At 42.6% G+C, this 23257-nt stretch carries 18 protein-coding genes and 1 pseudogene; 5 read left to right on the top strand and 14 right to left on the bottom strand.

Translation table 11 applies throughout. From position 1 onward, the window contains the following. Positions 1-47 precede the first annotated feature (47 nt). The 5 genes from nagB-II to L5L97_RS00275 all read right to left on the bottom strand — a co-directional run bounded on the left by nagB-II (position 48) and on the right by L5L97_RS00275 (position 7552). Positions 48-1046: a glucosamine-6-phosphate deaminase NagB-II gene (gene nagB-II / locus L5L97_RS00295; RefSeq protein ID WP_220592270.1), complete on the bottom strand. Its 999-nt coding sequence runs from the start codon at positions 1044-1046 to the stop codon at positions 48-50. Positions 1047-1063: 17 nt separating this feature from the next. Further along, on the bottom strand, positions 1064-1999 hold the full coding sequence (gene nagK / locus L5L97_RS00290; RefSeq protein WP_263180771.1) for an N-acetylglucosamine kinase: 936 nt from the start codon (positions 1997-1999) through the stop codon (positions 1064-1066). A gap of 222 nt (positions 2000-2221) precedes the next feature. Then, complete coding sequence (locus tag L5L97_RS00285; RefSeq protein WP_263180770.1) at positions 2222-5020, bottom strand: family 20 glycosylhydrolase; 2799 nt, start codon at positions 5018-5020, stop codon at positions 2222-2224. Positions 5021-5048: 28 nt separating this feature from the next. Next, positions 5049-6536 (bottom strand): methyl-accepting chemotaxis protein, encoded by a 1488-nt coding sequence (locus L5L97_RS00280; RefSeq protein ID WP_263180769.1) that lies wholly within the window; start codon positions 6534-6536, stop codon positions 5049-5051. Then, positions 6536-7552: a substrate-binding periplasmic protein gene (locus L5L97_RS00275; protein ID WP_263180768.1), complete on the bottom strand. Its 1017-nt coding sequence runs from the start codon at positions 7550-7552 to the stop codon at positions 6536-6538. Before L5L97_RS00275 ends, L5L97_RS00280 begins: the two co-directional genes overlap by 1 nt. 495 nt (positions 7553-8047) lie before the next feature. Here L5L97_RS00275 and L5L97_RS00270 point away from each other — a divergent pair, with 495 nt between their 5' ends. Together L5L97_RS00270 and L5L97_RS00265 are read left to right on the top strand one after the other, a co-directional pair. Next, positions 8048-8965, top strand: a complete 918-nt coding sequence (locus L5L97_RS00270) for a sulfite exporter TauE/SafE family protein (RefSeq protein ID WP_263180767.1) — start codon at positions 8048-8050, stop codon at positions 8963-8965. Between the two features lie 14 nt (positions 8966-8979). Beyond that, positions 8980-10506 (top strand): tryptophan halogenase family protein, encoded by a 1527-nt coding sequence (locus L5L97_RS00265; protein WP_263180766.1) that lies wholly within the window; start codon positions 8980-8982, stop codon positions 10504-10506. Between the two features lie 54 nt (positions 10507-10560). Here the strand turns inward: L5L97_RS00265 and L5L97_RS00260 are convergent, their stop codons facing one another. The 3 genes from L5L97_RS00260 to L5L97_RS00250 form a co-directional block, all read right to left on the bottom strand. After that, entirely contained in the window at positions 10561-12102 is a 1542-nt protein-coding gene (locus L5L97_RS00260; RefSeq protein WP_263180765.1) for a tryptophan halogenase family protein, read from the bottom strand. 20 nt (positions 12103-12122) lie between these two features. Beyond that, on the bottom strand, positions 12123-12827 hold the full coding sequence (locus tag L5L97_RS00255; protein WP_263180764.1) for a SapC family protein: 705 nt from the start codon (positions 12825-12827) through the stop codon (positions 12123-12125). Positions 12828-12923: 96 nt separating this feature from the next. Further along, positions 12924-15602 carry a TonB-dependent receptor gene (locus L5L97_RS00250; protein ID WP_411568952.1) on the bottom strand — a complete coding sequence of 893 codons (2679 nt, stop codon included), beginning with the start codon at positions 15600-15602 and terminating at the stop codon, positions 12924-12926. A 387-nt stretch (positions 15603-15989) separates the two neighbouring features. Between L5L97_RS00250 and L5L97_RS00245 the strand changes: the two genes are divergently transcribed. Further along, the gene (locus L5L97_RS00245) at positions 15990-17006 is read left to right on the top strand and encodes a LacI family DNA-binding transcriptional regulator (RefSeq protein ID WP_131525952.1); all 1017 of its coding nucleotides are present in this window, start codon (positions 15990-15992) and stop codon (positions 17004-17006) included. A gap of 49 nt (positions 17007-17055) precedes the next feature. On the opposite strand, the gene L5L97_RS00240 is transcribed toward L5L97_RS00245, so the two are convergent. Then, on the bottom strand, positions 17056-18345 hold the full coding sequence (locus tag L5L97_RS00240) for an NAD(P)/FAD-dependent oxidoreductase (RefSeq protein ID WP_105249931.1): 1290 nt from the start codon (positions 18343-18345) through the stop codon (positions 17056-17058). Positions 18346-18540: 195 nt separating this feature from the next. Then, positions 18541-18879: a nitrogen regulatory protein P-II gene (glnB, locus tag L5L97_RS00235; RefSeq protein WP_028760911.1), complete on the bottom strand. Its 339-nt coding sequence runs from the start codon at positions 18877-18879 to the stop codon at positions 18541-18543. 241 nt (positions 18880-19120) lie between these two features. Between glnB and L5L97_RS00230 the strand changes: the two genes are divergently transcribed. After that, positions 19121-19633 carry a GspH/FimT family pseudopilin gene (locus L5L97_RS00230; RefSeq protein ID WP_263180762.1) on the top strand — a complete coding sequence of 171 codons (513 nt, stop codon included), beginning with the start codon at positions 19121-19123 and terminating at the stop codon, positions 19631-19633. Between the two features lie 74 nt (positions 19634-19707). Here L5L97_RS00230 and L5L97_RS00225 read toward each other — a convergent pair. Continuing rightward, positions 19708-20578: pseudogene (locus tag L5L97_RS00225) on the bottom strand (IS30 family transposase). A 128-nt stretch (positions 20579-20706) separates the two neighbouring features. Continuing rightward, on the bottom strand, positions 20707-21804 hold the full coding sequence (locus tag L5L97_RS00220; protein ID WP_263180761.1) for an ISAs1 family transposase: 1098 nt from the start codon (positions 21802-21804) through the stop codon (positions 20707-20709). 230 nt (positions 21805-22034) lie between these two features. Between L5L97_RS00220 and L5L97_RS00215 the strand changes: the two genes are divergently transcribed. Next, positions 22035-22538 (top strand): GspH/FimT family pseudopilin, encoded by a 504-nt coding sequence (locus L5L97_RS00215; protein WP_263180760.1) that lies wholly within the window; start codon positions 22035-22037, stop codon positions 22536-22538. 21 nt (positions 22539-22559) lie between these two features. On the opposite strand, the gene L5L97_RS00210 is transcribed toward L5L97_RS00215, so the two are convergent. Together L5L97_RS00210 and L5L97_RS00205 are read right to left on the bottom strand one after the other, a co-directional pair. Further along, complete coding sequence (locus L5L97_RS00210) at positions 22560-22856, bottom strand: TapY2 family type IVa secretion system protein (protein WP_263180759.1); 297 nt, start codon at positions 22854-22856, stop codon at positions 22560-22562. Then, entirely contained in the window at positions 22853-23251 is a 399-nt protein-coding gene (locus L5L97_RS00205; protein ID WP_263180758.1) for a type IV pilin protein, read from the bottom strand. The genes L5L97_RS00210 and L5L97_RS00205 overlap by 4 nt, the downstream gene beginning before the upstream one ends. Between the last annotated feature and the right edge of the window lie 6 nt (positions 23252-23257).

The following is a 23257-nucleotide window of genomic DNA, read 5'->3' as shown; positions in this document are numbered from 1 at the left end:
GCAGCCTACCTAGACCTCTTACACTTTGCCGCTTAAAGCTAAGCAACTTAGAGCGTTTGGGTCACTTTTTTAAGGCCAGCAGGTTGATCGGGATCGATACCGCGGGCAATCGCAACCGCAGCCACATCGATATAGAAACGTTGTAATAACGCTAACGGCGCCACACGTGGGTGAATGTCAGTCGAGGTTTGATTCAGATGCACTAAATCGGCGCCGCGTTGGCTCACGTTTTCAATCTGTTCTATGTGGCTAGCGTAGGATTCATCGCCAATACACACATCGACGATAGTGAGTTTTTTCTCAACTAAAGTGACAGGGCCGTGGAGGAACTCGGCGCTGCTGAACGCTTCGGCATGGATTGAACACACTTCTTTTAGCTTAAGTGCGATTTCCTTAGATACCGCATAACCTAAACCACGGCCGAGTACGACTAAGTTCTTCACGTCGGCAACGGATTCTGGCGTGAGCTGCGGCTCAGCGTCCACCGCCGTTTGCAGCGCTTGGGGTAAAGACGCTACGGCACTAGCAAGCGACTCGCTTTGAGTCCAGGCGGCGGCAAGTTGTAAAATCGCTGACAAAGTTGCGAGATAACTCTTAGTCGCGGCAACCGCTTTTTCTTCACCGGCACGTAAAGGTACAACAACATCGACGATATCTTTAATCGGTGCGGTTTCATCATTGACTAAGGCAACACAAAAAGCGCCAGCATTTTTTGCCATACGCGCCTGCGCCAAAATGTCAGGGCTACGGCCAGATTGTGAAATCACAATCACTAACGCGCCTTCGAGTTTCAAGGTTTTACCATACACACTCGCCACTGAAGGCGCGGCGGCGAAGGTCGGTACGCCAGCTTCGATTTCAAATAAGTATTTAGCGAACACTCCCGCATGATCCGATGAGCCGCGACCTACTATCATCACAAAACGAGGGGCGAAGGCGCGCAGTTTCTCACCTAACTGCTGCATGATGTCAGCGTTAGCTTCTAATTGACCCGCAATTTTTTGCGGTGCAGTGCGAGCTTCTTGTTCCATAATAGTGTTTGTCATGTCTTTTACCTTCACGTTCAAATACAGGATTTGGCTTCAGTGCCTATGTGCACTGACAACGACTTATTAAATTCTTGCTGGGCGAAATACATAGCACCGAGTTCGGGTGGTGCTAAGGTTTCTGAAATCTTAGCGACCACATCGGCACCGAGCCAGGCTTGTAAAGGCTCAGCAAGGCCACCGATCATAGAAAAACGCACCGGATTAAGGCTAAATAGCTTACGCGCCATGTCGCTAATATAATCTGCGCCTTCTTGCACTATGGCCGTCGCGACCGCGTCACCTTCATTGGCGCAATCGAGTACGCTTCTGGCTAATGCGGCATAGCAACTTGATGATTTACCGGCTAGATTTTCGACAATACCGAGCGCATCAGTGACCTTAAAGTAGCTCAGCAGCATGTCAGTTAATCGGGTTGGTACGGCAAAGCCATCGAGTGCTAACAACACGTGTTCGGCGGCTTTTAATCCAAGCCAAGCACCGCTGCCCTTATCGCCCAATGCAAAACCATAACCACCAATACTCAAGCTGGTATCACCAACATGGGCATAACCGCAAGAGCCAGTACCCGTGATGATCACAGCGCCATCGGCACCGCGGTGGGCACCAATACAAGCCGTATGCAGATCTGTGGTGACATACATGGCCGCAAAAGGATGCTGCCAGTTGATAACATCTTGATATAACCTAGGGACATTTACGCCAGCAAGACCAAGACCCGCCACCAGCAAGTGACTATCGCTCTCGTTCATGCCCGCATCCAGCAACGCCAGGCGAGTCGATGCTTCAATGGATTCAAATGTTTGTGTGAGACCATGCAGTGGATTTGCACGTCCTGCAACACCTGTCCCTAAAACGGTACCGTCTGCGCAGTAGATGGTGGCTCGGCATTTACTACCGCCTCCATCTACACCTATAAACAGTGGTTGATCTTTTGTCTGGACTAACCCCATGACACCCCTCTTCACCTATCAATGCAGCGCTACCGTTGCTTATTATTTGCCGTTAATACAGCGCTCAACTTTAGTTAACTCAATGTTACAGCAAAAATGACAGCGCTGTCATTTACTTTTTAAGGCAATTCTTCATCTAAAATAAAATTTCGAAAATCACCGACATAGAAAAACAAAAAGGCTGTATTTTATCTTTAAAATACAGCCAGATATAAAAACGATTTAGTTAACGATTAAACTTCGGCCTTTACGAATACCATCGGCCGCAATGGCGCGGATCTCAATCGGTGCAGTGACCGCCAATCCCGCTTGATAAACTTGCCATTGGCCATTGAGGCTTCGGTATTCAAGTTTGAGCCCGGGATAGGCAATATTAGCAAACAGTTTACCGTCACGGATCTCGGCGCCGACCGTCGGTACGCGATAATCAATCCCCGCTTTATCTAGCTTGATAAACTCTTTGTGGCCCAAGGTATTCGCAAGTTGTTGCCACTCCTTTGCCTGTGCATCACGCATGGCTAAGGTAAAAGCCCCAGAGCTTTGGTTATACACAGCGCCTTGATACTGATAAGGCACTTCCCACGCAGCTTGATGCCAAGCACGCTCAGCCAGCATCAACAAACGCGGAAACACCATGTATTCAATCGTATCGTCACTGCGAATCGACTCACTCCAAACCTGCCCTTGCAAGCCAGTAAAGGGTTTACCTTTCTCCCTTGGACCCGAGACTTTGTTACCCGCCTCATCAAGTTTTATTCTGTCATCCGCTTCGAATGGCTGATTTTCAATATCGGTCCATTGCTCGGCGTTAGCGGCTAAATTATCAGGCATAAAGCTAAAGACTTTATGGCTATTGGTCGCGCGGCTCGCCCAGTAATAACCATGCTCTTTAGGATCGGCCTCATAGGGGAAGTCAAAGTACAATACCTCAGGATTAGAAAGTATGGTTTCCCAGCCGAGATTCGCCTGCTGATTGGCGCGCGAATGACCTTTGTGGGCAATCACATCCCAAATATTAGACTGCACCTTAGCGGGCATATTCTCAGGACGAACATGGCTCATACCATCGCTCCATCCTGCTGCTTCAATGCCTTTTGCCGCTAACATAGTCGAAATTCGTTCAATAAAATAAGCGCCTAAGTCATCTATCGACTTAACGCCTTTATCGTTATTGGCGACAAATGCTAAACACTGCGGAGATTGTTTCCAAGCTCCCGCCGTTTCATCGGCACCAATGTGGTAACGCGTCAATGGTTGACCCGCGGCTTGGTGTAACTTGGCAATTTCATCAATCACTTTATCGACAAAGTGATAAGTCGATTCCATGCAGACGTTAAGCGTGTTGTCGTCGTAATATTGCACTGAAGAATAGACCGTTTTGTCGTTTGCATCGGATAACAAATATTGCTCAGCTGCAGTGGTTTTCCCTTCAGCTTGCAATTGACGAGCGCCCGCATCTAACGATTTTACCGCTGCGCTAGCTTGATTTGCCGTCTCCTGCACAGGGACAACCTGCACTTTGCCCGTGTTTTTAAGCTCTACGTCTTCAGCCTGTAATCGACGAAAACGCGCATCCATCGCTTTAATCGCGGCGCGGCTGTGACCCGGCATATCCATCGATGGGATCACTTGAATTTGACGCGCCTCGGCATATTTCACTATGTCGATATAGTCTTGTTTAGTATAGAAACCATTAACGCTCGACTCCGCAAAAGGACCACTGCCCAGTTGTGGTAACAGACAGGTATTTTCAGCAAGATCATGACAACGTTTACTACCGATGTCGGTCAGCTCAGGTAGCCCGTCGATTTCGAGTCGCCAACCTTCATCGTCAGCCATGTGTAAATGCAGTTTATTGAGCTTATAAGCCGCCATTTGGTCGAGCAAATCCAGCAACAATTGTTTGCTGTGGAAATTACGTGCCACATCAATGTGCATACCACGAAACGGATAACGTGGGCTGTCTTCAATGGTCATCGCATTCACTTTCAGCGAATTCACATCCACAAGGCTTGCTAATGATGACAAACCGTAAGAGAAGCCCGCCGCATCATTGGCAGCAATCACAATTTCAGTTGGCTGAATATCTAAGCGATAACTGCCCTCATCCCCTTTTTGGCTGGCAAATTTCACCGTAATGCCACTCGCAGATTCAGCCACACCCAGGCGAGCTAAACGTACCACCGCCGCCGCAACTTGACGCTTTTGCTCTGGGTTATCATGCTGATATTCGAGCTTAATACCACCAGCAAGGGATACTGGTGTATCGGTTGAATGGATCTTCACCTTTTGTGGCGTTGGGATAATGGTATCCACAGCCAAGGCGGCATCTTCACTCACGCTTCGATTGGCTTTAAATAATTGCGCGGCATCGGCTGGCGCGAGTTTATCCGTTTCAGTGCGTTGATATTGGGTTTTAAAATTCGTAAACCCTTCAACATACGGACGCGTCTCTAAACCCGTTTCGGCATCTTTACCCACTTGAGTGCTGGCGATAATGACGGGCTCTAATCCTTTTGCTGCGAGGTAATAGTTTGGCATAGCGTCGGTTTCAGCCAATTGCCACGGCTCACCACGGAATGTCAGTTGCATTTTCTCGCCCTTAACAAATCCCTTAAAAGCGGCCGTTGGCGTAATACGATGTAAATCGCCTTTAACGTGCGTTATCGTCAACTCACCGCTTTCAACCGATTGCACTGGGCGCATTTGGCTTAAATAAATTTCCCAATCTTGGCTGGCTAAATCCATACCGGGCACGAAATCAATTTGAGCGACAAAACAGCGACCATCGGCTTTATCTTTTAAGCACTTATCGTCTGGCACATTGGTCACAACACGATAAGTTACGACTAACGAATCCCCGAGTTGTTGTAACTGCGCTTGAGTTAATGCGTCCTGAGCTTGCTGTGTTTGAGCTACAGCCTTATCGGCTGACGCTGCGGAAGGCGTCACAGGCGCCTCGGAACAGGCCGCTAATCCTAAAGCCAGTAAAATGGCGCTTGCTGAAAGTGTTTTATTCATGATTATCCTTATCTAGCTCCAGAAATGGCTATAATCTGAAGGAAGTTACTAACGTCCGCAGTCTTTCCCCTTGGTGAAACAGTCGCTCGCTCGAGTGCGCTAAGTGCTCGCTATCGAGTGAGGCTGAACCTGAGACATTGGCAAGATCATTTAACGTGCGAGAAATCGCTTCGGTGACGCAGGTTTGCTCCTGTGCCGCATGGGAAACTTCGATGTTCATATTACTGATATTTGAGACTAAATCAGTCACTTTAGTAAGCACTAACTTAATTTCTTCTGAGCGGTTAACGCCCTGAGTTGAGAGGGCTTGGCTCGCTTGCATCACAGTGACCGTTTCGGCCACTCGGCTCTGGACCTGCTGGATCATTTTCTGTATTTCACCAGTTGCCTGTTGGGTTCGGCTCGCCAGCGTACGCACTTCGTCGGCAACCACAGCAAAACCGCGCCCTTGTTCACCCGCCCTCGCCGCTTCAATCGCAGCATTAAGCGCCAGTAAGTTGGTTTGTTCGGCAATACTGTTGATGACTACAACGACTTCATCAATCTTTTGCGTTTCTTGCTGTAACTGTGAAACAGACAGTGCCGAGCGGGCTAATTCAGATGCCAGTTTACGAGTAATGTCTAATCCCGAATCGAACTGCCGCTGGCTGTCATCGACCGCTTTATCGGCCTGACTCGCCGCATCCGCGGTGCGTTTCGCATTAATGGCGACTTCATTGGCACTGGCGCTCAGCTGAGTTACAGCCGTCACTGCCGCCTCGGTTTCTTTTAATTGGGTTTGCACACGATCATTGTTGGTTTGCGACAGTGAACCAAGCGCTTTGGCATCGCCCAGTAATTGCCCTGAGGTTTCGTGCACTCTGGAAATCGTGCCGTGAATTTGCTCAACAAAACCATTAAATGCCTTGGCAAGCTGACCAATCTCATCCTGACTCTCAACGGGTAATCTGTGGCATAAATCGCCGTCACCGCTGGCAATTTCTTCCATAGCACGGACCACATTCCCAAGTGGATTAATCACTAAACGTTTAAGAATAATGAAGATAACAAATAAACTGCCACCGAGAATTAACAACGCCTGCAAGAAATAACCTAAGAGTAAATCTGACAACTGAGCGCGAATAGGCAACATAGAAAACTGAATAGCCAATTGGCCCGTTGGGTTACCTTGCTCAGCAAATTGAATTTCACGTTTCACTAGATACTCATCGGCCACTATTTGAGCCTGTTGACTCTCGGCTAACACTTTACCGCGATGGTCACTCACGACAATATGATAAATCTGCGCAGATTTAAGCATCACAGATAGCACTGCACGGATCTGCTCATAGTCGTAGGTAAAAATGGGCTGCGCCATGGTCACTTGCAAATTGGCGACGGTATTTTCTTCAAACTCAGTTTCACTGGCAGCCAACTTATCGCTCGCCAGCCAGTAAGATGCACCGAACAGAACGCTAACAATCATAAAAATTGCTGCCGCTAATCCAATCTGTACTTTTAAGGCTAATGTTTTCATTATTTTGCACCTTGCATACTAAAAAGATCTAACCATAATTCTGTGCGTTCTATTGGTGTTAATGGACTTAAATCAGGTGTATCAAGACGGATAATCACCCGTTGTTCAAACTTAGCCTCACGGTACAGCTGCTCAATTTTAAGCTCGCGATTAAACATCTCATCAAAAGAGCCGTCGCTTACCATACTTTCAAGCCCGGCTAAAATGGCCGCAGCAAGTTCGGGGCGCTTAGGGGAAACAAAGAAATAAGCTGGCGAACGATATTGCAGCAGGATATGGCTATCGACCTTAAGTGCGGGATCGGGGTGATTTGCGAGTTCTTCGCCAATTTCCTGAGCGCCGAGGGCAAGATAATCGAAACGCCCGCCTTCTAACATGGAGTATAAATTGGTGTACTGATAGCTAGTGACGACGGGTAATCCATTGGCTTCTAAAATCGTGGCATCGGGCCAATAACGATTTTGCCCCGCCTTTAACTGCCTAAAATCCGCCATGGTTTTCACATTAGCAAATCGTGCCTCATCCGATTTACGGATAATCAGCAGCCGATTACCGAGTAACCCTTTAAACAATGGAATGCGCACGGGAAGCACAGTTTCTTCCAATTCTTTTGAGGTCATGCTCCAAAACACGTCTACTGTCCCAGCGAGTGCTTCTTCGACCTTGCGCTTTTGATTCATTTGAGTCGACATTTCTTGCACTTGATAACCCGAATCCGAGCGCCGCAGTGCTTCTTCAAGTAACTTTAGCAACCATTCCTGCTGTATCGCGGTGGTGATTTTTTTTGAAACCTGTGCAGACGATTTAGACACATCAGAATTTGAAGCTAAATTGTTTGTGGCTGTGTCGGTAGCAAATACAGCAAAAGAGGAAAATGCCGAAAAAAACGCTAATGCCATTATAAACAGGGGTATGCAAACCGTTCTTCTTGTCATGATGAGTGCGGTGACATGGCCAATGACACTCGACATGCCAATTGCAATGACACGCATCGCAGCCGTTAAATGAATCGCCATAAATTGCAGCCTCTTTTATTATCTGGTTTATACCAGTGAGTTTTATTTATCTATGCCGCTAACGTTCAAGTGCTGAGGTAGGCAGTTGAGTAATACCGTAAAAACATCCTAAAAAAATGGCTGGGCACTGCTTACAGTACCCAGCCCACGCTAGTTTCTGGGGAGAGACTATCAAAATATCAAAGACAAACGTATCGCCGCCCGACAGCAATACTCCTGCCAAACACATGATAAGGAGACCTCATCCTCTCATGCAGACCTTACAAACAACGCGTCACACAAGCAGATGACAGCGCTGTCATTATTAAGGTACACAAGAAAGAACAGGATTTCTACATTTTTTTGACAATTATTGTTATTTTTTATGGAAAGACATAATTAATGCTAATTTTTCATATACTTAAAATGTTTAATTTATTTATTCAAGCTTACATGACAACGCTGTCTTTCATTGATAACATAGCGATAACATGACAAAGATCACGGTAGCTATTGATGAATCCCATTAACACACTTGTGCCCAATAATACCCAGCCTGCTCCGCACTTAAATCGGTATTACCTAAACCTCAGTTTGGTATTACTACTCTGTGGAGCTTGGTTATTTTGGGCGAACCATTTTTATTCGCTATTTGATCTTATCCAAGAATATGGACGCTTCGTTTTTCTAGGCATCACAGGAGCGATATTTGCAAACTCGACGGGAGCTGGCGGTGGAGTCATCTTTATTCCGGTATTTTCGAGCCTCAACTTTAGTGAGTCTCAAAGTGTCTCGACTTCATTTATGATCCAATGCTTTGGCATGACAGCAGGCGCGATTTCATGGTCACTGCATTATAAAAAGCACCATCGAGAAGATGATGCATGGTCTGGTTTTGTAAAAGCATCATTACTTGCAGCCTTCTTTTCTGTCTTAGGTTTCTGGAGTAGCCAATTACTACAACTCAATTCGCCCTCTTCGCTACACACCAGCTTTAGCATTTTCTCGATAGTGCTTGGTATCGCCATCATTATCAGTAGCAAAAAAAGCACACAAATCACTCACTCTATAATGCCGGTCGATTTTATTTGGCTCGCTCTCATTGGCTATTTCGGCGGTATTATCACAGCTTGGTTATCGGTAGGCGTCGGCGAATTAGTCGTCATTTATCTCATGATAAGGGGACTATGCGCCAAAATGGCGGTCGCCACTGGCGTTGTTGTTTCTGCGATTACAGTCTGGTCGGCAAGCCCTATCCATATTTTTTCAACAAATAGCCATGCCCTCTTTGAGCTAGTGTTATTCGCAGGCCCTGGCGCCATTATCGGAGGATTACTTGCTCGTAAATTAGCACTCTTTCTCCCAGTAAAAGTATTAAAACTCTTTTTCTCCATTTGGATCATTTTGACGGGTAGCGTCATGTTGGCGAGTTAATAGGAAACATTAAGATGAATAATTCTCCGCTAAAAAGTATCACGATTGTCGGTGGCGGTAGCACAGGCTGGATGACGGCTCTCTACTTGAGTAAGTTATATAACCACTCATCTAATATCATAGATATTAGACTTATCGAAAGTAAAGAAATTGGTATTATTGGCGTTGGCGAAGCTACAGTTCATAGTCTACGATTCTTCTTTGCAGCTATGGGATTAGATGAAAATGAACTACTTAAAGAAACTAACGCAACATTAAAGACTGGCATCTTATTTCGTAACTGGATGAAACCAGTCGATGGCAAAATTCATGAGTATTTCCATCCATTTGAGCAACAAAAACCATCTGGAAAAGTTGATAATGCAAGTGCTTGGATTTTAAATAATCAGATTAATGAATCGAACAGCACTTCCTTTGCTGAAGCAACAAGCCTTTCATTTAGTTTAATGAGAAATAACTTAAGTCCTAAAACACAATACTTGAATCAATATCAAGGCATTGTCCCCTATGGTTACCACTTAGACGCGACACTTATGGCGGCCTTTTTAAAGCGCAAAGCCACCCAAGCAGGGGTAGAGCATGTTGAAGCAAATGTAACGGACGTTCTGGTTAATGATGGCAACATCACAGAGGTTGTAACTGACCAAGGCTCATTCAAGAGTGACATATTTATCGACTGTACAGGCTTTAAAGGGCTTTTAATTCAAAGCCTAAAGAATGATAATTGGCAATCATTCGAAACCGAATTACCTTGCAATAAAGCCGTTGCAATGCAGCGGGAATATCTGCCTCACCAGCTACCAAGAGCCTATACGACAGCAACAGCGCTTAGTCATGGTTGGGCTTGGGAAATTGACCTAACGAATCGTCAAGGAACGGGTTATGTCTACGATGGACATAGTCTAACGAGGGAGCAAGCTGAGGCTGAATTAAAAGCTTATCTTGGCGATGTTCAAGAGATCATCAGAACAGTCCACTTAGATATGAAGATAGGTTGTAGACGTGAATTTTGGGTTGGAAATTGTATTGCAATGGGGCTCGCAGGTGGATTTATTGAACCCTTAGAATCGACAGGCTTGCATCTTATAAACTTAGGAGCAAGATTGCTAGCGACGCATTTAACTTCATCTAATCCCTCCCAAGCGATAAGGACGTCATATAATATCGCAATGAACGGATTGTATACCGATCTTAGACAATTTATCGTACTTCATTACTGTTTAACTGATAGAGATGATAATGAATTCTGGCAAAAAGCTGCACAAAGCTCAGCATTCATCCCTGCTCTAGAACAAAAAATGACACTATGGAAAGACAAGGTTTGTGAGTATGTCGATCTTGCCAATGGATATAGTTCAGTTTTTACAGATGAGAATTATCGCTACGTACTTTATGGTATGCAGTATATTCCTGAAATTCATATACCTTGTCCCCAAAATGAAATATCAAGAATACTCGATAACTTAAAAACACAACAGTTTAGAGCAAAAGAGCAATCTTTATCACATCAAGAATTCTTAGCGAAAATTAAAAATATTTAAAATAATAAAGAGCAAGATTAAAAATCTTGCTCTACTTACCATTTAATTAAACCATTAATTAAGTTGGATGCCATACAACTTGATACGTTCAATTAACTCTCTATGGGGTAATAATTGCGATTTGAGTAATGTAACCTGCTTGCCTAATTTCTCGGTCATTACCGAGAAAAGCCTTTCCTCTTCATCATTTAATTTCCTCTCTAATTTTGACTCAAAGTCTGAGCCATAGAGTACATATAAATAATTTTCTAAATTGAAAAATTCTAGCGTAGAAGTAAAGTCATAGGCAGTCGGCATGTGATAGCGCCACAATTCTAAATGTTCTTTTAATGTGTCTGGAATACTTATTTCATTTTTATTATCAACCCAAAATGGCGTATCCATTCTTTTAGCTATGACATAATGAAGTTTAATAAAATCAATCACCCGATTCCAAGCATTCGATACGCGCTGATTATAATGATTAGCCACAAGTGGCATAACGTCAGTATTAGCAGGAAAACATTCGGCTAACATTCTGGCTGTCGCATCAAACATAAGCAGACCAGTCGCTTCTAGAGGTTCAACAAAACCACTCGACAAACCAATCGCCACACAGTTACCTTGCCACGATTTCTCTCTATACCCCACCTTCATCGGTATGTATCGAAACGAGACGTGTTCTGCTGCTTTACCAAGATATTCCCGCAATACACTCTCAGCTTGCTCTATTGATGAATATTGACTGGAATACACATAACCAACACCACGACGTTCAGACAAACCGATATCCCATATCCAGCCAGCCTCTTGTGCTGTTGATTTAGTGAAACAAGGGATAGGCGTATATTTATCTTCATAAGGAAGCTGCACAACTAATGCTGAGTCGACAAACAAAATGTCACTCTTATCAACGAAGGGAACGTTACATGCGCTGCCAATGAGTTGAGCACTAAATCCAGTACAATCAACATACAAGTCCGCATTCAATACACCAGCATTATCAGTATGTAACTCTAAGATATGTCCCTGAGCGTCTATTTTTGTATTAATGACTTCTGCAAGAAGATGTTTAACGCCTAACTGTTCAACACCAAATTTGGTCAACATCTTGGTAAACTTTGCAGCATCGAGATGATACGCGTAATGCATAGCACCTCGATATTGAGGCTGTGTCATCACTTTAGGTCCAAGTCCCGCATCAATCAAATGACCTTGAACTGACACAAGATCAGCGTAGCGGCCTCTATCTGAAAGAGATTTATTAAGCCACGTTGAAGTAACGTCTTTAAAGTAGGGATAATCAAATAAATGGTGATAGTACTCCCCTGAATTGGGTTTATTCCAATCAATGAATTTAACACTCTGCTTAAATGTTACGTCACAGCAACGAATAAACTCATCTTCTCGAATACCAAAATACTTTAATGTTTCTCGTAACATAGGTACAGTCCCTTCACCAACACCGATAGTGGGAATATTCGGGGACTCAACTAACATAACTTGTACTTTAGGTGTTCTAACATTCAACTTTTTAGCTAAATGGCAGGCAGAAATCCAACCTGCAGTTCCGCCACCAACAATGACGATACTCTTTATTTCTTTTCTTGAAGTCATGATCTATGCCTGCTGATTACTTAAACGCTCAACTCGATTTCTTCTTTCGCTAGGCGATTAATTTGATGCAATGAGTTCAAATGGCTGTAAATCGGCGCTAAAAGGCCCCGTTGCTTGATATCTAAGAACTCATCTGAGTTGAGTTGATTTAACTTAGCTTCGTCGATGAAATAGATACCATTTATGCCGCGTTTTTCACCTTTAATGTCAACAGTAAGACTTTGGGGAGAAAATAATTCTTTTTGTGCCAAAAATGCAATAATTGCCTTACTCATTTGCTCTTGTTCGAAGTTTTTTATAATACTGTCTTTACGCAATCTTAAAAACGCAGTTTCCTCTCCACCTTCAAACAATGCATTTCCCTTATCAGTGCTCACATGAGCGCTTTCTTCTCGTATCCCCACCCATACTTTATCCTGCTGTTCAGCACTCAACATTAAACCAAACGGATAGTTTTTAAGTATATTTGGAATATACAGCCCTAACCATTTTCCATCTTTTTGCTTCAAATTCTGTCCAGGTTTTAATCCAAGCATAATTACGGACTGATATTCTCCTGTTTCACTATTTTTAACAAAAACAACAGGAGCATCTACAGCAGCAAAGGCAAACTCATAAATTGAAATGGGTAGTAAGTGTTGCTCAGCTACATGTTCATAGGTGGTAGGAGTCACTTTCAGGTGCGCATGTTTTGCTGAGTCAAGTGGGGTGATTGAATTAGTCATATGAGCTCCTTGAGGGCTTCTTCTGATTGAATATTATTGAGATATAAAAAAAGGGAGCAAGCTCCCTTTTTCATTTATACCTGAGTTAAACCGAGATTAGAATCGTACGCTAGCGCCTAATGTAATTCGGCGGGCCATGTTGTATTCAAATACAGGGAAGCCATCCGTAAAGCCACTTAGATTAGATTGGAACTGATTATTACCAAACTGACGTGAACCTTCTTCTAACAGGTTATTACCATCAAGCTTAATATCCATATAATCAGTAACATGCCAAATTGCGCTCAAGTCCAAGCTACCAAATGCATCGTGTAAACGATTACCGTATGAACCAGTTTCACGGATCATATACTCACTACGCCAGTTATATGCTAAACGAACTTGGAACAAATCGTTTTCAAAATAACCAGTTAAGTTATATGAATGCTTTGAACTATCGCTTAAGAACGGGTTGCGATCTGTATATGTATTTGGGCTAGTTTCACTATCAGTATAAGTGTAGTTAACAATTGAGCCGAAGCCGTTCCCAAAGTCTTGTTGATATTGCAGCTCTAAACCTTGGATTGTCGCCGATTCGCCATTGGCTTTCTCTTGCACAGTCCAACCACCAGCAACTTCATCAGGTTTTAACGTGCCAGTAAATGGGATATCGGCGCTATCTGCATGGTACTCACTAAAGGTCACGAAGTTTTTAACATCCTTCATAAACAAAGCCGCAGAAAGTAATGACTCTTCATTGAAATACCATTCAATGCCTAAGTCTATTTGATTAGCAATAAATGGTTTTAATCCGATATTACCAACAACCCATTTTTGGTTATTAGGCACATCATCATTTGCACCTAAAACGTTAGGGTTAACATACATGTCATCATACTGTGGACGAGCCATAACTCGAGCCGCTGATGCGCGCAATATGAGATCAGGTGCTAAGTCGAATGCTACGTTTAAGCTTGGTAACCATTCCCCATAATTAGCTGAAGCATCGGCTTTCTTACCATCAACATAGTACGTTGAGGTCGCTTCAGTACCCGCATAACGCACACCAAAGTTACCGCGTACACCTTCTGATGCAAAGTTAGCCATCACATAAGCAGCATAGTTATCTTCATCAATTTCACGGTATGAACCAAAATCTTCAGTCTCACCGATGATGCTCGATTTAGCCCAATCTTTTAGTGCATCTGGATCAAAACGAATAATATCGTATTCACTCGTACCTACAGCAAAAGTACCAGTATTTAAGCCTGCTGTTGATATGACAGGATTAAAGTCATCGGCTTGTACAAAGTCAAAACGTCGACTAGTTGTATTATGCTTCGCATATTTCAGACCCGTTTTAATGGCATTAATCACACCTAGATCTACATCAAACTTAATATCTGCTTGAATATAAGTTTCATCATCTGTTTTTGGTGTTTTATTAAAGTTACTGCCAGTACCCATTGCAAGCGAACCAGGATCATAAGTAGCTGTATCAAAACCATTTAAATCCCAAGTTTGATGACCATTGGTAAAGTCGTAAGTCGCACCATTTAATGCTGTACCACCCAGACCATCTTCAACAACCATTTCAAAATCGGTACCACCAGTAGAACTTGTATCACCGATTTGAGTCGTAAACTGGTATCCATCACCGCTATATTCCATCTTCAAGTCGAAAACTTGAGACTTCATTGTCGCTTCACGAGGACGAGCTTGCCAATATGCTAAGTTAACAGGGCCTGCAACTTGAGAACCTGACTGTGATGCATCTGGCTTATCACCACCACATAAACCGCAGCCACCTATCCATTCCGTGTTATCCCAAGCACCAGAACCAGGAGCTCCTGACCATGAAGTGTCAGCTTGCGTAAACCATAATGCGTAGTTGGTGTTGTCCGCGGCCATTTGCATGTCCATCGCGTTAAACACAAAGTTTAATGAATCAGATGGGGCATATTGAAATGTTGCAGCAATAGCTGAACGCTCGCGCTCTTGTTCAAATGCGACAGGGCCAGCACCCCATTCCCAAAACGCTTCATCGCCTTGACGCTGCAAGCTACGATTTTGCATAACGCCAGAAACTAATACACCAAAAGTTTCATCATCATTCTTCCAGCTACCTAAGCCTGAAAATTGTGGATCTGTTTCACCCGAATCGCTTTGATATTGAGCTTCAGCAGAAGCAAAGAAAGTCATTGAATCCATATCCAATGGCTTACGGGTATTAACTACAACAGTACCACCCACACCACCTTCAGCTAAGTCCGCTTGAGATGATTTATAGACCTCTAAGTTACCAACTAATTCAGATGGTAATAATTCATAGTTAAATGAACGTTTTGCTGGCTCAAGAACAAACCAACCTGTTGAAGCTACGTTTTGTCCATTCAGAGTCGTCAAAGTCAGATCTTGACCCGCACCACGAATTGAAACACCCGCGCCTTCACCAAATTGACGCTGGATCGTGACACCAGGAATACGTTGCAGAGATTCTGCAACGTTTTTATCCGGAAATTTGCCAATGTCTTCAGCAGTAATCGCATCCACAGTACTGTCTGAGAAGCGTTTAGCATTTAAGTTAGCTTGCTGGGAAGCGCGAATACCGCGAACTTCAATTTTTTCAATATTTTCAGGTGCTGCGGTGGTTGCCACGGCGTCTGCAGCAACAGCGCTGATGGATACAGCACTGCCAAGTAGGATAGCAATATTTGTTGCTAGTACAGTTTTCTTAAAGGTTGATGGTCGCATCTCGTTTCCCTTCCATAACTTTATTATCGTTTTAGTATTCATAACCATTCCCTGCGGAATGACAACGCTGTCATGTCTAGTGCAAACATTACACAATAATTAACAGCCTTGCCACAACAAAATAACGATGGAAGCAAAAAAATGTCATAAAGCAGAATTTTGAATCAGTAGTTTTATTAAAAACCATTATAAAACATGAGCTTTAATATTATGACGTAAATTTACAACTCCCAGCATAATTGTAACAATGATAAATTAACGCCAATTTGTAACAATTCAGGATTGCTAAGCACATCAAAAGCTCGCACTATAAGATGTATAAGTCAGAAAAAACTGATAAAAAATGTAAGCTTGTAAATTGCAGGTAAAGAATTTACGTTCATAGAACAGTTAACCCCTCGCGACCTTAGACAAAGAGTTTTTACATCAATGAAAGTCACTATCAACGACGTAGCTAAATATGCTGGAGTGTCTATCAAGACAGTATCCCGTGTAACCAATAACGAACCTTCAGTGAAGCAGGCCACCGTTGACAAAGTGAACGAGGCGATAAAAGCACTTAACTACCAACCTAATTTAGCAGCAAGAAATCTAGCAGGAACTAAATCCTATGCTATTGGTTTTATTTACGATAATCCAAACGCTTACTATATTATTGATATGCAAAATGGGATCTTGTCAGCCTGTAAAGACAAGGGCTATGAACTTGTCATCCACCCTTGCAATGCCAAATCAGAGACCATATGTGATGAGCTTACAGCACTAGTCAAATATTCTAGGCTCGCTGGATTAGTACTGACACCGCCCTTGTCAGAAGATCCCAAAGTACTCAAAGCACTCACTGAAATTGATGCTAACTATGTGCGCATTATTGCGGGAGAAAAGGACAACGATCAGAATGGGTTGACTATTTTAGTCAACGATAAATTCGGTGCAGTTCAAATCACCCAGCATCTGATTGATTTAGGTCACAAGCATATAGCTTTTTTAAGCGGAGATTTACACCATGAATCTACCAAAGAGCGATTACTTGGTTTTAAACAGGCATTAACAATAAATAACCTAAAACTGAATGAAAACTACATAATTGAAGGGAAGTACTCATTTGAGTCCGGTGTTGATGGTGCTAACAAGCTCATCAAACTAAAAAATCGCCCGACGGCGATTGTTGCTTGTAACGATGAAATTGCCGCTGGTGCACTTTTTGCGGCTCGTTTAGCGGGTTTAGACATACCCGTTGATTTATCAATTGTCGGTTTCGAAGATAGCCCATTCTCACGTCAAACCTGGCCTAAACTTACCACTGTACATCAACCAAACGCAGAAATTGCTCAGGTTGCTACCGAATTATTAATAGCAAAACGTCGCGAGCAAGATGCCATATATTCTAGAACCTTTACTCCTGAACCTATCATTCGTGACTCGTCGGCAATTCCTAAACAATAAAAAAAGAGAGCATATTTGCTCTCTTTCTATCTCCTAAATCACATAGAAATCAATGTAATTTGAGCTTCGGACGCTGCCACTTCAATAACTTTTGTGCTACTCGATACACAATTGCCGAAAACCAACCATAAAGGCTGGCTAAATGCCTCTGATACAAAGAGATATACATCAATCTTGCTATATGGCCTTCAACAAAGAAAGTGCCAGAACGTAGGTTCCCCATTAAATTGCCTACCGCAGAGAAGCGGCTTAAAGACACTAATGAGCCGTAATCTTTATAAATAAAGGCCTTTTCAGGCTTACCTTGTAATCGATTAACGATATTATCAAACAAGGTATCAGCCATCTGAGCTGCTGCTTGCGCCCTTGGTGGAACAGGCTGGCCAGAACTTTGGATCAATAGAGCGCAATCACCAAGGGCGTAGATATCTTGATGACCTTTCACTCGCATACAATCATCAACTTCTACCTGATTTCGCGGAGTAATGGGCAGTTTTGCAAAATGCTGAAATGCTTTTGGCCCTTTGACACCGGCAGCCCATACTTTTAAGCCTGCTTTAATCACATCACCATCTTGGGTAATGAAACCATCACGAGTCACTTCTTTAACTTGAACACCGATATGTAAACGTATACCAATCTGATCAAGAACAGCTTGAGCCCTAGCGCTTACACGCTCTGGTAATTGAGGAAGGATTTTGGGTGACGCTTCAATCAAATGCACATCAAGATGATGCTTCGCGATATTCAGATAACCGTACTCTTTAACAGACTCAATAACATGATGAAGCTCTGCTGCCAATTCAACACCTGTCGCACCCGCACCGACAATACCAATGCTGACTCTTTCTTGCGTTTCATTTAATTGGAGTAAAGCGTCGAGTAATTTATGATGAAATAAATTGGCATTTTCAAGACTGTCTAAGAAAATACAATGCTCATCAGCACCTAATGTATTGAAACTATTAGAAACTCCACCCAATGCAAGCACTAAAAAATCGTAATTGATTTGTCGCTGCTCTAGGAGCAACTCACCTTCATCATTATAGACTGCGGCTAACTGAATCGATTTAGCATCCGGCTCACACTGCTCTATCTCACCACGAATATAGCGATAACCGTTTTTAAGTCCATGATCGCGATAGAGTAAACCTTCAATAGATTGATCTATCACACCAACAGCGACTTCGTGTAATTTAGGCTTCCATATATGAATAGGACTTTTATCAATTAAGCACACATCGACGACATCACTACCGCCCCATTTACGGCCCAACTTCGATGCAAGCGCTAAACCAGCAGCACCACCACCCACGATCACTATTCTTTTTGTAGCCAAAATGACAACCTCATAAAACTCATTTGCGAGGCTAAGTTATACCATGTTACAGATAAGAGATAACTACATTAGTTGAGTAAAACAGGCTATTTCCATTAAAGATATTTCAGAAACCCAGCAGTACTATTTAGTTTTTCCATATGCTTAGGTAACAAAAAAGGGCCACTAGGCCCTTTAGAATCGTTCGTAAGCAGTTTATACCGCTTCTTCGTTTTCTTCACCCGTTCGAATACGGATAACACGTTCAACATCTGTGACAAAAATTTTACCATCACCAATTTTGCCTGTGCGGGCCGTTTCAACAATGACATCAATTGCTTGGTCGAGCAGATCGTCTTGGATCACTAACTCTATTTTTACTTTTGGCAGAAAATCCACCATATATTCGGCACCACGATACAACTCTGTATGCCCTTTCTGACGACCAAAACCCTTAACCTCCAGTACCGTCATCCCAGTGATACCAATTTCTGCAAGTGATTCGCGCACATCATCTAACTTAAATGGCTTAATAATGGCTTCAACTTTTTTCATTAAAAATTCCTCATCCCTTGCAATAACATAAACAAACAGAATAACACTAGCTTACACGGGGTTACGTCAATATTGAAGTGAATGTAGTGCTTTACTCATAAAACACAGTTTCTATAAAATCGCTTTTAGCACATAAAAGTCTAAAAAAAGTACTATGAATATTGCCTCAGATTTTATACTTACATTCTAACCAGCACTAACTCGCTCGCGGGATGCAAGCGTAAAATAACAAGGATCTGTTATGAACTCACATCGAAAAGGCTTTAGCCTGATAGAACTTATGACTTCACTTTCCATCTTAACGATCTTACTTACAGGCGGAATACCATCCTTAACTGATGTTTATACCCAATATAGAGCTGATAGCAGCATACGCATCATCCAACAAACGCTACAGTTTGCACGTAACCAAGCAATTACCCTTAACAGAACAGTGACAGCATGTGCTGTTATCGATGAAAAATGCGTACAAAATTGGCAAGTTGGACTAACAGTATTCATTGACACTAACAATAATAGCCAACTAGATGACAGCGATAAAATACTCTATATGACAAATGCTTTTGATTCAAAAGACACAGTTAAATACAATCGTACGTCGATTCGATTTCGGCCTGACGGACTAGCATCAGGTACAAATGGGACACTCAAATATTGCCCCTCATCAGCCACAAGCCCTTATTCTAGAGCTGTTATTGTTAATCAAGCTGGACGTGTACGTTTTTCTACAGAAAAGAGCATAAGATGTAGTTAGCCGGAACAATGAATTACCCATTATAAAGCTACATATTATACCCGCATTCAACTCCGAAGTGCGACACTCGCCAATTAAGCAGCTAATTGGTTAAACACTACCGCTAGCTGCTTAAACTTCAAACATTTCTTAGGTCGGTAGTTAATCCGGCTCTGAGCAAATTTGATTAACTCATCACTCACCAGCCTTAAATCCCCCCCCTTTTTTGACATACTGTCTCAGTAAAGCGTTGGCATTTTCATTTTGCGCCTCGTTCACAAGAACGATAAGGATGCGCAAAATACACCTTAGTATCCAGTGCGTTTGCTATCTCTTCATGGTTCGCAAACTCTCGGCCATTATCCGCGGTTACCTTTAACACATGCGCCTTGTACGGCATCAACAGCTCGATTTTTACTTTATTTATCAAATAAAACCGTGTCTTACGGTCTAATATTGTCACCATGGCGCCTGTTACAGGCCGACCCAATACCGTATCAATTTCCCAATCACTAAACCGTTCTCTGCTATCGACAATCGCGGGTCTTTTATCAATGGATACGGCATTTTTTATCGTTGGTGCTTGCTCTGCTTAACCGCGACGATAGCGATTATGTCCTTAACGTAAATGACGATAAAGTTTACCGCCATTGCGTTTATCACGCGCTATGAGCGATAAATCCACTCATGGCTAACGGGCATTTTTACAAGATTCAATACATGCGAAATCTGCTCTGGACTCCAATCGAGTTGCAGCAATAGCAGTAGGGTCTCTATGCGCCGCTCGGGTATCGTATATTTGGCCGATTGACGCCTAAGTTCTACTGTTTTTTGATGTGCCATCTTTGGATTGTAGTGTGGCAGTCCTTGGCAGCGTTTAATCTCCCGATACACGCTGGAGCGATGACAATGAATTCATTTGGCAATGATGGCTATCGCCCCCCCCTGTTCTAACAGAACTGAAATCTGGTATCGTCTAGCTTAGATCAACTGTTGATAATTCATTGTGATACTCTTTTACTTTGGCGAGATAAAGCGTACCACTTTTCAGCAGTTGGCTTCTTCTACACCCAGGGCAAGAGCGTGAATGTTTTTTAAGCATTTATTATCTTGTCCAAATACGCTGAATTCATTGCGGCTAGGCGTCTCTTGCGCCGTAGACTTAATTTGCTTGGTTCTTTTTTCAGTATATTGACGGTAGCCTGCCGCATTCTTGCTAGATTTTCTGCACCATCACCTCGAGATATCTGGCAAGCATCCTCATTCATCATTACATCCAGTACCCAGTGAAGCTGATTTTCAACCGCCCAATGACCACGAGCAACGTCAGCTAATTCCTCTGACGATAATATGGCGGAACTGATGTAGTAACGTGTCTTAAGCTTTCCTTCACCTTTGTGTACCCGATAGCTAATGACTTTGCCAAATGTTTGTATTCTCGGCCATTTAGCATCAATCAGCTCCTTTGGCGCCGCTATGGTTTGGTATTCCAGATATTCTTTTCGACTACGCTGCGCCTCGATTTGAGTGACGTTTTCGACTTCCTCAGACTGAGCGGCAAAGGCCTCTTTTACGCGCTGATGTAAAGCACTTTGATTACCTTTGACTGCTAACAGGAAGTCGGCACCTTTATCTATGATGGTATGCGCAATATCTGCTTGAGTATCCATAGCATCAATGGTGACCAGTGCACCTTTAATATCCAATAATGCTAATAACTCAGGGATCGCAGTGATATCATTGGACTTCGCATCAGTTTTAAGTTGTCCCATCACCACCACACCATTGGTGACAGAGAAAGCATTCACCATATGAATAGCGGATTGACGCTCTTCTCTGTTATAAGAACCGCGTAAGGTTTTGCCATAAATGGCAATGACTTGGCCTTGAGTCAATTGTTGGGTTGCCTGCATCCATGAAATAAAAGCTTGTTGCAACGCTTCTGGATCAACTTGGCTGATAATTCGTGCGATGGTGTCATGAACAGGAATACCTTTGCTGAAATCACCATACTTCTTAAGTAATTCCAAGTGACAATGGCCAAAGTCTTCAATATCTTCCCAGCCCTCAGAGCCCCCGATGACCGCCACCACGGTTAAGAACAACATATCGAACAAGGGATAAGTCACTTTGGCGGCCTGTCGGCGGTCTTCAATAAGTTCAAAGTGCTTGGTAAGGGAAAGAAGGCTCATAATCGTGTCTCGGCAAAAGAGTATATAAGATCACAAAGCCGTCAAATTGAGAAGTATTGCCCGTTTTAATGGCTGAAAATTGTTCGCGATCTCACCCTGCTTCTACACCTCAATTTGAGTGTCGCAGTTATTATCTGAATTCTGGTATTTAGATGTTATATTCTATTGATTTATGCTGAAAGAAATACGATTCTCGCTTATACTTTATAAAATATAAGAGGGTTGGAATTATGCATAGTAAAAAACGAGCCTTTACCTTTGTTGAATTAATGATCACGATTGTAATTACAGCTATATTATTAACTATTGGAATTCCTTCACTCATATCTATGTATGAAGGTTTTAGAGCAAATAGTAATATAGAAAAAATACATGACATTATGGCTTTTGCACGAAATCAAGCGATAAACTATGGTACAACAGTTAATGTCTGTCCATTTGCTAGTGTTTCCTCATGTGGAACAGACTGGAATAATGGCATTAGAGTTTATATTGGTGCCGCTAAAAATTTACGTTTTATAGATAACTTTAATGCTAATGACAATATTAAAGGACCTGGGAAAATTGCAGCTGATAATAATGGTGCATATATAAGGTTTACAGCTGACGGTCTTTCCTCAGGAGGCTCTTTCATTTACTGTCCAGCAGGAAAAGCATCCGGTTCTCGTAGTATTAACATATCCCCATCAGGACTAATCAAGTTTGGCGCAAGTAATATGGGGTGCATAACATAAATATTATTTATCTTTTAAATACTACCTCAGTGTTTGTCGATCTAGTTTTCTTGCTGTAGTTGAAACAAATTCCTCATCCAAGGTGATACATTCATCAACAGATTTAACAAAATACTTTTTACTCATTCGGTCAGTTAATTGTGTTGAAGGCAATACGGTCATATGTCGACGCACATCTTTATCCTTCCATTTAAAAAATACAATGTACTCATTGCCATACGAAGATTTAATATAACATTTATAATCTTGAGCACTTTCAGCTGCACTACAATTAAACCCGATTAATGCTGCAAAAATACCATAGATAAACTTATTCATTTCCAACACTCCTCTGATGACCCTTTAATTCCATCACTAGTCAATGTAATAGTTAGACAAGCTATGACATCTTCTCGAGATGCTTGTATACCTATTGCCGTTGCAGTAACAGTTGTCGTTGTTGTTCCAGCTGACGTTACACTGTAGTGTCCATGCTCAGTAATAAACGGACTTTTATCTAGCCCTAATTTAGTCATGTCGGTTGTATAAGTTCGATTATCTAAATAATACTGCTCTTGCAAATTAGCAACTCGCATGACAGCCGCTACGCCTTCAGAACGCGCACTTTTAATGACATACTGCGTATAAGAAGGATAGGCAATAGAAGCAAGAATACCGATAATAACAACCGTAATCATTACCTCTATCAACGTAAAACCTTTATTTTCTTTCATACTCTC

Source organism: Shewanella sp. SM71 (genome assembly GCF_025653905.1).
In the GTDB taxonomy this organism is placed as follows: domain Bacteria; phylum Pseudomonadota; class Gammaproteobacteria; order Enterobacterales; family Shewanellaceae; genus Shewanella; species Shewanella oncorhynchi.
This window is presented reverse-complemented; position numbering and strand designations above follow the sequence as displayed.

What these genes read in the sequence shown, in the direction of transcription:
- nagK (WP_263180771.1), bottom strand. Translation starts at nt 1,999, where the DNA reads ATGGGGTTAGTCCAGACAAAAGATCAACCACTGTTTATAGGTGTAGAT.
- L5L97_RS00245 (WP_131525952.1), top strand. Translation starts at nt 15,990, where the DNA reads ATGAAAGTCACTATCAACGACGTAGCTAAATATGCTGGAGTGTCTATC.
- L5L97_RS00220 (WP_263180761.1), bottom strand. Translation starts at nt 21,804, where the DNA reads ATGAGCCTTCTTTCCCTTACCAAGCACTTTGAACTTATTGAAGACCGC.
- nagB-II (WP_220592270.1), bottom strand. Translation starts at nt 1,046, where the DNA reads ATGACAAACACTATTATGGAACAAGAAGCTCGCACTGCACCGCAAAAA.
- L5L97_RS00265 (WP_263180766.1), top strand. Translation starts at nt 8,980, where the DNA reads ATGAATAATTCTCCGCTAAAAAGTATCACGATTGTCGGTGGCGGTAGC.
- L5L97_RS00205 (WP_263180758.1), bottom strand. Translation starts at nt 23,251, where the DNA reads ATGAAAGAAAATAAAGGTTTTACGTTGATAGAGGTAATGATTACGGTT.
- L5L97_RS00250 (WP_411568952.1), bottom strand. Translation starts at nt 15,602, where the DNA reads ATGAATACTAAAACGATAATAAAGTTATGGAAGGGAAACGAGATGCGA.
- L5L97_RS00285 (WP_263180770.1), bottom strand. Translation starts at nt 5,020, where the DNA reads ATGAATAAAACACTTTCAGCAAGCGCCATTTTACTGGCTTTAGGATTA.
- L5L97_RS00255 (WP_263180764.1), bottom strand. Translation starts at nt 12,827, where the DNA reads ATGACTAATTCAATCACCCCACTTGACTCAGCAAAACATGCGCACCTG.
- L5L97_RS00210 (WP_263180759.1), bottom strand. Translation starts at nt 22,856, where the DNA reads ATGAATAAGTTTATCTATGGTATTTTTGCAGCATTAATCGGGTTTAAT.
- L5L97_RS00215 (WP_263180760.1), top strand. Translation starts at nt 22,035, where the DNA reads ATGCATAGTAAAAAACGAGCCTTTACCTTTGTTGAATTAATGATCACG.
- L5L97_RS00280 (WP_263180769.1), bottom strand. Translation starts at nt 6,536, where the DNA reads ATGAAAACATTAGCCTTAAAAGTACAGATTGGATTAGCGGCAGCAATT.
- glnB (WP_028760911.1), bottom strand. Translation starts at nt 18,879, where the DNA reads ATGAAAAAAGTTGAAGCCATTATTAAGCCATTTAAGTTAGATGATGTG.
- L5L97_RS00270 (WP_263180767.1), top strand. Translation starts at nt 8,048, where the DNA reads ATGAATCCCATTAACACACTTGTGCCCAATAATACCCAGCCTGCTCCG.
- L5L97_RS00230 (WP_263180762.1), top strand. Translation starts at nt 19,121, where the DNA reads ATGAACTCACATCGAAAAGGCTTTAGCCTGATAGAACTTATGACTTCA.
- L5L97_RS00275 (WP_263180768.1), bottom strand. Translation starts at nt 7,552, where the DNA reads ATGGCGATTCATTTAACGGCTGCGATGCGTGTCATTGCAATTGGCATG.
- L5L97_RS00260 (WP_263180765.1), bottom strand. Translation starts at nt 12,102, where the DNA reads ATGACTTCAAGAAAAGAAATAAAGAGTATCGTCATTGTTGGTGGCGGA.